We start from the raw sequence: 10,895 nt of genomic DNA on the forward strand, positions 1-10,895 counted from the left end.
GCCACGAAATTAGCATCATGCTAGCAAGTTAAGCGAACACTGACATGATAAATTAGTGGTTAGCTATATTTTTTTACTTTGCAACAGAACCCGCAAACATAAGTTATTATAAAAGTGGTTCTGTTGCAAAGTAACTTTTAAAAGGTATACTATTAAATTAACTAAAACAAGGAGGTTTTATCAATGAAAGCAGCAGTTTGGTATGGTCAAAAGGATGTACGAGTTGAAGATCGAAAATCTAAAGAGTTACAAGATAATGAGGTTCAAGTTAAAGTGTCTTGGGCTGGCATTTGTGGGACAGATTTACATGAATACTTAGAAGGCCCTATATTTATTTCAACAGACAAACCTGACCCGTTCCTTGGCCAAAAAGCGCCCGTTACATTAGGCCACGAATTTGCAGGTGTAGTAGATGATATTGGTTCTAAGGTTACAAAATTTAATAAAGGCGATCGTGTTGTCATTAATCCTACAGTTTCAAATCGTGAAAAAGAAGAAAATATTGATCTTTACGATGGTTATTCATTTATAGGTTTAGGTTCTGATGGTGGATTTGCAGAATTTACAAATGTCCCAGAAGAGAACGTTTATAAGCTACCAGATAAGGTTTCTGATAAAGAAGGCGCTCTTGTAGAGCCAACCGCTGTTGCAGTTCAAGCAATTAAAGAAGGCGAAGTTCTATTTGGCGATACTGTTGCTATTTTTGGTGCAGGTCCAATCGGTTTATTAACAGTCATAGCAGCTAAAGCTGCAGGTGCAAGTAAGATATTTGTTTTTGATTTATCAGAAGAAAGATTGAATAAAGCTAAAGCAATAGGTGCTACTCATACTATCAATTCTGGTGAATCAAACCCAAGTGATGTTATTAATAAACATACAGATAATGGCGTGGATGTAGCATTTGAAGTAGCTGGTGTAGCACCAACACTTAAATCTGCTATAGACGTTACTAAAGCAAGAGGTACTGTCGTTATAGTGTCTATATTTGGTCATCCTATTGAATGGAATCCAATGCAATTAACTAATACAGGTGTAAAACTTACTTCAACGATTGCTTATACACCTACTACATTTCAACAAACAATAGATTTAATTAATGAAGGTAATTTAAAAGTTAAAGATGTTATTACTGATGAAATAGAGCTAGATAATATTGTGGAGTCAGGATTTGAACAACTTGTAAACGATAAATCACAAGCAAAAATTCTCGTTAAATTATAATATAGATTATAAAAACTAATGAAAGGAGAATCTCTAATTTGAAGATTCTCCTTTCATTAGTTTTCTTTCTGTGATTATTTGTTTTTACTACTTCATTTTTATTATTCTATATACAGTAGAACGACTCACTCCTGTTTGTTTAGCAATCTCTTCGCCTGTAAGTTTTTGTTCATCGTATAGAAATTTAATTTCTCTTTTCTTATGGTCAGGCAATGAAGGTCTGCCGCCTTTTCGCCCTCTTGCTCTTGCTGCTTCTAGTCCTTTTTTAGTTCGTTCACTTAATAAGTTAGCTTCAAGTTCCGCAAATGCACTCATCATAGTAAAGAACATCTTGCCCATCGCATCTTTGGTTGATACGTTCATATCTATAATATGTAAATCAATACTATTATCATCTAACCATTGAGATAACTCAATTAATTGCTTGGTTGTTCGGCCAAGACGATCTAGTTTATAGATAACTAAAATATCGCCTTCACGTAAATAATCTAAGCATTTATCAAGTTCCGTTCGTTTCGTTTTGCGACCACTCGCTTTCTCGCTAAAGATACGTTCACAACCATATTCCTCAAGTGTATCAATCTGTCCATCAAGACTTTGATCTTGTGTTGATACACGTGCATAACCAATTTTAGCCATTTGAATACCACCTCTTTTAATCGTTTTATGAGTACTTACTAATGAAATCTAGTTCTTGATGCAAATAAACGCGGCTCTCATCGTCTGAAAACTCATATTTTTTGGTATTTATGATACATTGATTATAACACAAGTTTTTAGACTTCGATATCCAAGAAAACCCTCTTAATATTAAGTTAAGAGGGTTTGTATCAAAAACGATCGTTTATGGTACCATTCAAATTTATCCTTATTGTACAAAATAACAGCGAAATTTTTAAATCTATTCCTTATCGATACAAATTCCCCGTAGGCGCTAGGGACCTCTTTAGCTCCTTGGAAGCTGTCAGTAGTATACCTAATAATTTATCTACATTCCCTTTAGTAACGTGTAACTTTCCAAATTTACAAAAGCGACTCATAGAATTATTTCCTCCCGTTAAATAATAGATAACTATTAAAAATAGACAATACTTGCTCATAAGTAACGGTACTTAAATTGTTTACTTTGGCGTGTTTCATTGCTTGATGAAACTGATTTTTAGTAAACAGTTGACGATATTCTCGATTGACCCATTTTGAAACAAAGTACGTATATAGCTTCCAATATTTATCTGGAACATCTGTGGTATGGCGGGTAAGTTTTATTAAGACACTGTTTACTTTTGGTTTAGGATGAAAGCATTCCGCTGGCAGCTTAAGCAATTGCTGAATCGAGACTTGAGTGTGCAAGAGCAACCCTAGTGTTCGGTGAATATCCAAGGTACGCTTGTAGAATCCTTCTTCAACAATCAGATAGATGTCAGACGCATGGCTTTCAAAAACCACTTTTTTAATAATTTGTGTGCTTAAATGGTAAGGAATACTCCCAACAATTTTATACCTCTGTTTGTTAGGGAATTGAAACTGTAGAATATCTTGGTGAATTAAAGTGACACGAGTATTCAGTTTTAATTTTTCTGACGATAAGTTGAATAGATGACTGTCTAATTCAATAGACGTTACCTGTTTACTTATTTTAGCCAGTTTCGTCGTTAAATGCCCTTTACCTGTTCCAATTTCGTAAACGGTATCGGTTTCTTTTAAATTCAATTGTTTTATTATTTGGTTGAGTACTTTTTCACTCGTTAAAAAGTTTTGAGAATATTTTATATTTTTGTTCATGTAATCACTCCTGAAGTGATTACATCTATAAATAAATACAGAAGTTAAACGATTTGTTTGTAATTTTAGTTATCTGTTTAAAAAGTCATAAGATTAGTCACTGGTAGGAATTAATCTAACGTATTTATTTATCTGCGTAATCACTGTTTTTAGTCTGTTTCAAAACAGTAGATGTTTTATCTACATTACGCATTTGGAATACCAACATGACGAATCCCTCCTTCTTAATTACAAATTTTTAGCATCTAATTTAACTTCAATTCCTATTATACACAATTTTAAGATAATGCACTATCAACACACTCTTAAGTTTGCTTCTAAGTCTTATTTCCATAACTTTAGGGTTAACCATACGCAAGACCAATCACTCTCGGACAATACTCATGATTTTAATGATAAAATCCATGTTAAACCCATAGATAAGAAATACACCTGCAATAACCGTTACCTGTTTGTGCCAATTTAAAAATGCACCACTTTTTTATAATTAAAACGGTTGAAAACTGTACCACTAATAACTCACAATAGAGAGATGTCACCGTCAAGTTAAATGTACAAAATAACAGCGAAATTTTTAAATCTATTTCTTATCGATACAAATTCCTCGTAGGCGCTCGGGACCCCTTTTTAATATAATTAGTTACCAAACAAACGACTCCAAAATCCTTTTTTAGATGGCTGCTCCACCTCATTATTAGTCTCACTTTCTTGTTCTTTAGCTCGTTTCTCTTCCTCTGTAGTAACTTTTTTTATATCTTCATCCTTATTCTCTCCAGATATAACACTATAATCCGTTGTTTGATTTTCCTCTTGTTGTTGGTTAGTATTTTTAGGTTCTTCAGTAAAATCGGCTTCTTGTGCATTAATATTTTCTCTATCATTAGTCACTTTATCAAAAGAGTAATTAAGCTGTCTTTCTTCTTCTAATTGATTCTCTAACTTTTGAATTTTTTTATTACTTTCTAATGCTAATACTTGTTGATTTTCAAGCAATTTTGACCTTTCTTGCAACTCTTTTCTGTAAAATTCAATTGTTGTTTCATGACGACTTTCTTGTCTTTCAATTTGATCATTTAAAGTATCAATCTGTTTTTTAAGGATTTCTACTATTTGAGCATTACTTTTGGATTCAACATTATTATCTGACTCTTTTTTTTGTTTGTCTTCTGCAGTACTTTCAAAACCATATTTCTTTTTATTTTCATTTACCCTTTGAATAATTTTTTCTATATCCGTATCTTCTTTAATAAAGGAAGTATTTTCCTGTTTCAATGTCTCTATATTCAATCGTTTAATGTTATTAAAAATTGTTTGCTTACTAACCCCTAATTCTTCACTTAAGATTTTCACACTTTTCATATAATCAACCCTTTATAAAATGTTTATCAACCCTTTATGCTATATTATAAACTTATGATGTTTTATATTCAAAGTTATAAAAGATGAAATGATTTTATTTCGTCAAAGGTTTGTCAAAGGTTTATAGTCATTGACAAACCTTTATCAACCCTTGACAAACTCTTATTTTCTCCTTTTATAACCTTGTTTAAAGTGCTATAATAGTCTTAACACATTAAAAACCCCAACTACTGGTAATAGTCGGGGTTTGGTAATAAAACGTTGCGGCACGTTTGTTTAATATCAATTTTATACTTGTATTATATAATGAATGACACCTTAGTGCAAGAACTTAAATCGTTAAATAAATGTAAAGCTATATAAAAGCGTTTTATTACCTCTTACCATACTAAAATTCGGAAAGAGGTTTTTATTATGTCAAATTTCAAAAGAATTACAATACAAGAATTTGAACAAGAAAGATTTTATAAACTTTATAAATTTTTATTTGAAGATGAATATTTTAGAAAACTTAGTGATTCTTCAAAAATTGCCTACTGTATGTTTAGAGATCGTTTTGAATTATCTAAAATGAATAACTGGATTGATGAAAATGGGAATGTATATTTAATATTTACTACTAAAGATTTATGTGAACTTTTAAATTGCGGAACTCAAAAAGTAACTAAAATTAAAAAGGAATTAGAAAATTTTAATTTATTAGAACAAGAAAGAATAGGTTTAAACAAACCTAATAAGATATATATATTAGAACCAAAAAAGCCTTCCAAAACCAGTAACAACAAGGAATTTCGAAAATCAAAATTCCAGAATAGTGAAAATCAAAATTCAAGAGTTTTGAAAATCAAAAAACAAGAATTTCGAAAATCAAAATCTAATGATACTAACTTAAATAATACTGATTATATAAAGACTAAGAATAATGATATGAATGACTTGAATGATATAGCGGCTAAAAATAAAATAAGCAATCATTCAAATCACACAAATCAATTTTCAAATAATTTGGATGATAAAGATTATAAAGAAATTCTATTACAAGAATTCCCAGATCAATTAACGAATTATTTATTAAATTATGATTATAGAGATTTAAAAATGATAAAAGCTATTATTCTTAAAGCCAAAAAATCGTTTAACTCAAATCACGATGATACGTATTATATGTTAGAACATATTGAAGATGAAATATTAATATCTTTAAAAAGAGTTAAAAAAGCGATACATGATAGAGGTGTTAAAGGCCAAAAAGAAACACTCAGTTCGATGCAAGGGTATTTAATGAAGACGATTTTAAGTGAACTTGAAGAACGCTATTCAGCCGATATGAGAAGACAAAATATGGCGAAATATAATATTTTTAATCAGTAAATCGTGAATGATTTGAAAAAGGTTTATACCGAAAACGTATGTTGAGTTATGGTGGTTTGCTTAAACAAAAACATAAAATTTTAAATTTAGACGATGCTGAAGATGGCAATTTGGAATTTCGAAAAACAAAATTATTATTTAAAAAATGCGAAACGTTAGCTCAAAAGCTAGCGTTTTTTTATGCCTTTTGCCTCTGCAGGAAATATAGCGTTCAACCGTCATGGTTGACCAGTTTTTATGCCAATTTTTAAATTTGCATGTAAATGGGCAGTGTCTAAAAAATTCGACACTGGTTTTGCTCAAATTTTTGTTTGTGAAATTAGCATATATTTATTTGGCTCATATTTGCGTTTTAAGAGCGTATATAAACTTTTGGATATAAAACCTATATGATTTACCCCTATTTATTTAAAATGACCCCTTAAAATTCAAAATAAAGCATGTATGAGAATGTATAAAGTCAAAAAATAAAGTTGATTATAGAATCTATAAGCTGTTTTTTAGAATCTATCAGAATCTATAATTTTATAAACGTTGATATAAGTGGCTTGTAAAGAATCTGAATACAAGTTCTGACGATGCCAGGAAACTTTTATACAGGTTATACATTTTAAAATTGGAATATGTGTCTTAGGCGTATGATCTGTTTGGTTTTAACATGGCTTAAAAGAGATGTATAAAGCATAAGAAGATACCTCAGCTATGCTGAGTGACACGTAGTGGCATTGTGTCCCCTTATGCTCTTAGCAGAGAATCTGAAAAGAATTTAAAAACATCAAAATACGTAGTGAGCAATGTATAAAAAATAGAACACGCATTTATACCGAGAAAATTTATTGATGTTGAGAAGAACCCTTAACTAAACTTGTAGACTAATGTCGGCATAGCGTGAGCTATTAAGCCGACCATTCGACAAGTTTTGGGATTGTTAAGGGTTCCGAGGCTCAACGTCAATAAAGCAATTGGAATAAATTTTTAATAATTTGAGTACTTATTCTTCTGAAAATTGATATGATTATTTAAACTAATTTAAAGGGGTTGCTTGAATTGATCGCTTATATTTCTTTAGGAATATCTATTTTTGCTTTAGGTATTTCAATGTATACTGTGTTTTATCAGAGAAAAAAAGATAATATTCTTTTAAGACCTCAACTTTTTTTAGAATCTCAAAATAAACAAACTGTAGATTACATAGGTATTGATTGGGATATTGACGGTTACGAAAAGCTACAGGAATATGATGTTTTATTGAAATTTATAAATACAACGAAAGTAAGAATTACAGATTTGTCTGTATCTATTGATGTGAGGAAAAATGATACTTTTGAATTTTTATTAAGTAAAGCATCAGAAGAAAAAGAAAACAATTTTGATATAGAAAAAGATATGTTTGGTAATGATACTTATGGTTGGGATAAAGTTTTTGGTTTGGAAGAAACGACAAAAGAAAAAATATCAGTTCTTGATGGCGGGGATTCATTCGAATTGAGATTACCAAATATTTTTTCAGCTTTATTATTAGGTGCCATGTATATAAATAGAAATGACTTTACAGAATCTAACTTTACAATAGATTTTGATATAAAAATTTTATATAATCATGATTTTGCTAATAAAGGTAAATATGTTTGTATAAATGAGACTGTTTCAGTAAATATCACTTATGAAAGAGCGCTTCAAGGACCATGGGTTGTTTATGATTCTATTACTTTTGATAAATTGTGAATAATGATAAAACGTTTTTTAGAACGAGTGAAACGAGTTTCTTCTTGTCTTGAGTTATTGATATGACTGGTTTTAAGCACAAAAAAAAGTTGTTTTTCCGTACCTATTAATGTATCGTTTTAAATGACTAGTAAAAAACATACATAGAAAGGGGAAAAAGCAACTTTTTTTATGGGTCTTAGTTAGAGTAGAACTAAGTTGTTTTTGTGTATTATAACATGGATAAGTATACTGAGAAAAAACGTAGAAATCAAGCATTTCAAAAATTCATTCAAGGATATATTGGAGAAGATCAGATGGATTATGTGAGGGATTGTAATACATTTTTGTCTTTTGTGGCTGATAAAACCTAAAAAAAACAAAAATTATATAAAGCGAACCCTTGTAAAAATCGATTTTGTCCAATGTGTGCATGGCGTAAAGCGAGGAAAGATGCGCTGGGTTTATCGTTGATGATGAAATATATTAAACAGGATCAGCAGAAGGATTTTATATTTTTAACATTAACAACGCCTAATGTGTCTAAAGAAGAGCTTCTGTTGCAAAGTTGAATTTATAGTATAATTTTAACAAAAAGGAGTCTTCTGTATGAACTATTTCAGATATAAACAATCAAGACAAGAAGAAACTCGTTTCACTCGTTTCAAAAACCCTCCTGATTTTTAGAGAAAAACTCTCTTATTTCATCGTCTTTAATAAAATAATATGCCATCTTTCCATCTTTATAAAAATCAAGTACCTCATTTTTATATAAAAGCCTTAAATGATGTGAAGTTGAAGCAACACTCATTTTCAATATCAAAGAAATATCACAAACACACAACTCATCTTCTTTAATCAAAGATAATATGATTTTCAATTTCTTCTCATCACAAATTTTTTCTAAAATGTTAAGTAATTTCTTAGATTTATCATCTTCTAAAAAACTTAAAGCATTGTTAACTTTATCCTCATGTACACAGATCACATCACAAGCATTTTCATAACTCATATAAAATCACACCCTAAATTAAAATATAAATCCTAAAATTGTTTGAATAGTGTCATTTTCAATAATAATAAATAAACCTAAAGCTATATAAATAACAGCCATAATCCAACGACTAAATTTCTCAACAATTTCTCCAACTCCTGGAATATTAGCTAATTTTTGTGCAGTAAATACCAAGAAGAAAATTAAAATTAAAAAGACAAACAGAGTAATTAATAAATTAGTAACACTTAATGTCACAAAATACGGAACAAATAAACCAATATTATCAGCACCACAACTTGCTATCGTAACAATTGCAACCGTACCAACTAATTTAGACAATCCTTTTTCATTCAATTCTTTTTTAGCTCTCTTTTCTCCTTCACAATCATCATAAATAGCCACTTTAATTCCAAGATAAATTGGTATTAAACCCAATAAACCTAATATCCACTTCTCTGGAACATAATTTAATACAAAAGCTAAAAACAAACTAACTAATATTAAAATAATAGACCCTAAATATTGACCAACATAAATATCTCTATATTCTTTTCTAGTCTTTGCTCTAGCAAAAAATATTAATAAAATTACTAATAAATCAACTGCTGTAGCAATATAAAGAACAGCAGCAGTAACAACCGTTTGAATCATAATACACCTCATTCAAAAATATTTTTGAATGTATTGTAACTTATATTTTTAAATAATCATAGATGCTTTATTCCAATTGCTTTATTGACGTTGAGCCTCGGAACCCTTAACAATCCCAAAACTTGTCGAATGGTCGGCTTAATAGCTCACGCTATGCCGACATTCGTCTTCAAGTTTAGTTAAGGGTTCTTCTCAACGATCAATAAATTTTCTCGGCATAAATGCGTGCTTTTAAAAATAAAGATGTACTTATCCAATAAATAAGCGTATACTTAATCTAACGTAATAAAAGCTCGTGAATTTAATTGTAGTGTATTTTTCTAGAATATCCTCTTTTTTATAAATGAAATTGTTACAAATATTATGTGCAAAAGCACTCGGAGGTATTCTATATGAATAACGGTACAGTAAAATGGTTTAATTCAGAAAAAGGTTTTGGTTTCATCGAAAGAGAAAATGGTAACGACGTATTCGTTCACTTTTCTAACATTGTTGGAGAAGGCTATAAATCTTTAGAAGATGGACAAAGCGTAGATTTCGACATAGTTGATGGTCAACGTGGCGAACAAGCAACTAATGTTGTTGCGGTCTAACGATAAATAAAAAAGTCCTGGTCTATAATAGACCAGGACTTTTTTATTTATCCAAAGGCACACTTACATACCAAAATGGTATCGTGCTAAATTCAAAAACACATGTGATAATCAAATATACTTATTTTGCATTTTAAAGGGGTATTTTAAAGATTTAAGGGTAATTTATATAGTTTTATACCTAAAAACTTATATTGGCTCTTAAAACGCAAATATAAGCCAAATAAATATATTCTCATTTCACAAACAAAATTTAAGCAAAACCAGTGGCTATTTTTTAGACACTGCCCATCTACATGCAAATTTAAAAATTGGCATGAAAAGTGGGTAAACGCGCCATTTAATCGCATAGTTCCTGCAGGGGCTAAAAAAGCTTTTTTACTTAACATCGACATGACATCGACTTGACGATATGTAAAGAATTATCAAAAGCAAAACACTATTAAACCAATAATATTTAATAATAAAAAAACTGACCTCAATCACAATACATAGTTTCTGATTGAGGTCAGTTTTTTTATTATTTTTTGATGTAGTAGTTTTGTTTTTGATAATTCCATATTGTCATGATTGAGTGTGCTTTTTGTTCTTCTTCTGTTGTCTTTTCGTCTGATGTATTAATTAAGTTACCGTCTTCTGAGTCATCTAAATTTAAAATTTTGTGTTTTTGTTTGAGTAAACCACCGTAGCTTAACATACGTTTTCTGTATAAACCTTGTTCTAAGTCTTTGACTATTTCTTGATTTTTTTCTTGATTACTTGTTAGAAAGTCTGATGATTTAACACTATATTTTGACGTTTCTTTGATTGCTGCTTGAATATCTTTGTCACCTTTTTGATTAGGTTTGATCGCTTTGATATTTGCCACCGGTCGATAATCAACTTGTAACGCTTTTTGCCACAAATCGACCCATTCCTTCTGTGTAATATAATTTTCTTTTTTTCTAAAATACGCACTTTCAACACACAATAAAACATGCATATGTTGATTATAACTACCGTCATTTTTATTAACAGTCACTTCAGTTGAACGCAAAAATCCAACTAAATTTTTACTAACTTTTTTATATCTGCTTAATCTATCAAAAGCTTTTGTTAAATCTTTTAAACTTTGTTCTAAAGTGTAACGGTTCTGTTGCAAAGTTGAATTTATAGTATAATTTTAACAAAAAGGAGTCTTCTGTATGAACTATTTCAGATATAAACAATTTAACAAG

The 10,895-nt window shown here is 30.0% G+C and carries 10 protein-coding genes and 3 pseudogenes; 6 read left to right on the top strand and 7 right to left on the bottom strand.

The genetic code is table 11. The annotated features are described in order from the left end of the window. The first annotated feature begins 183 nt into the window (after positions 1-183). Positions 184-1,221, top strand: a complete 1,038-nt coding sequence (locus LQ682_RS13780) for a 2,3-butanediol dehydrogenase (RefSeq protein ID WP_031837638.1) — start codon at positions 184-186, stop codon at positions 1,219-1,221. Between the two features lie 87 nt (positions 1,222-1,308). Here the strand turns inward: LQ682_RS13780 and LQ682_RS13785 are convergent, their stop codons facing one another. The 4 genes from LQ682_RS13785 to LQ682_RS13800 all read right to left on the bottom strand — a co-directional run bounded on the left by LQ682_RS13785 (position 1,309) and on the right by LQ682_RS13800 (position 4,362). Continuing rightward, the gene (locus LQ682_RS13785) at positions 1,309-1,860 is read right to left on the bottom strand and encodes a recombinase family protein (RefSeq protein WP_031837637.1); all 552 of its coding nucleotides are present in this window, start codon (positions 1,858-1,860) and stop codon (positions 1,309-1,311) included. 405 nt (positions 1,861-2,265) lie between these two features. Then, on the bottom strand, positions 2,266-3,003 hold the full coding sequence (gene erm(B), locus LQ682_RS13790; RefSeq protein ID WP_002292226.1) for a 23S rRNA (adenine(2058)-N(6))-methyltransferase Erm(B): 738 nt from the start codon (positions 3,001-3,003) through the stop codon (positions 2,266-2,268). Between the two features lie 124 nt (positions 3,004-3,127). After that, positions 3,128-3,211: a 23S rRNA methyltransferase attenuation leader peptide gene (locus LQ682_RS13795; RefSeq protein ID WP_001814874.1), complete on the bottom strand. Its 84-nt coding sequence runs from the start codon at positions 3,209-3,211 to the stop codon at positions 3,128-3,130. Positions 3,212-3,639: 428 nt separating this feature from the next. After that, a complete protein-coding gene (locus tag LQ682_RS13800) occupies positions 3,640-4,362 on the bottom strand; it encodes a DUF536 domain-containing protein (RefSeq protein ID WP_021286096.1) in 723 nt (240 codons plus the stop codon). A 414-nt stretch (positions 4,363-4,776) separates the two neighbouring features. Between LQ682_RS13800 and LQ682_RS13805 the strand changes: the two genes are divergently transcribed. The 4 genes and pseudogenes from LQ682_RS13805 to LQ682_RS13815 all read left to right on the top strand — a co-directional run. Further along, the gene (locus LQ682_RS13805) at positions 4,777-5,733 is read left to right on the top strand and encodes a replication initiator protein A (protein ID WP_031837636.1); all 957 of its coding nucleotides are present in this window, start codon (positions 4,777-4,779) and stop codon (positions 5,731-5,733) included. 14 nt (positions 5,734-5,747) lie between these two features. Further along, positions 5,748-5,892, top strand: a pseudogene (locus tag LQ682_RS14305) (protein rep); the annotation flags it as partial. A gap of 888 nt (positions 5,893-6,780) precedes the next feature. Then, a complete protein-coding gene (locus LQ682_RS13810; protein WP_031796899.1) occupies positions 6,781-7,458 on the top strand; it encodes a hypothetical protein in 678 nt (225 codons plus the stop codon). A gap of 218 nt (positions 7,459-7,676) precedes the next feature. Next, positions 7,677-7,994: pseudogene (locus LQ682_RS13815) on the top strand (protein rep); the annotation flags it as partial. A 107-nt stretch (positions 7,995-8,101) separates the two neighbouring features. On the opposite strand, the gene LQ682_RS13820 reads toward LQ682_RS13815, so the two are convergent. Next, on the bottom strand, positions 8,102-8,449 hold the full coding sequence (locus tag LQ682_RS13820; RefSeq protein ID WP_002508637.1) for an ArsR/SmtB family transcription factor: 348 nt from the start codon (positions 8,447-8,449) through the stop codon (positions 8,102-8,104). A gap of 18 nt (positions 8,450-8,467) precedes the next feature. Further along, positions 8,468-9,085 (bottom strand): cadmium resistance transporter CadD, encoded by a 618-nt coding sequence (gene cadD, locus LQ682_RS13825; protein WP_002508636.1) that lies wholly within the window; start codon positions 9,083-9,085, stop codon positions 8,468-8,470. 392 nt (positions 9,086-9,477) lie between these two features. Between cadD and LQ682_RS13830 the strand changes: the two genes are divergently transcribed. Then, positions 9,478-9,678, top strand: coding sequence for a cold-shock protein (locus tag LQ682_RS13830; RefSeq protein WP_001059083.1), 201 nt, complete (start codon positions 9,478-9,480; stop codon positions 9,676-9,678). Between the two features lie 520 nt (positions 9,679-10,198). Here LQ682_RS13830 and LQ682_RS13835 read toward each other — a convergent pair. After that, a pseudogene (locus LQ682_RS13835) lies at positions 10,199-10,801 on the bottom strand (protein rep); the annotation flags it as partial. Positions 10,802-10,895: the final 94 nt, after the last annotated feature.

The organism is Mammaliicoccus sp. A-M4 (genome assembly GCF_022386955.1).
Taxonomy (GTDB): Bacteria; Bacillota; Bacilli; order Staphylococcales; family Staphylococcaceae; genus Mammaliicoccus; species Mammaliicoccus lentus.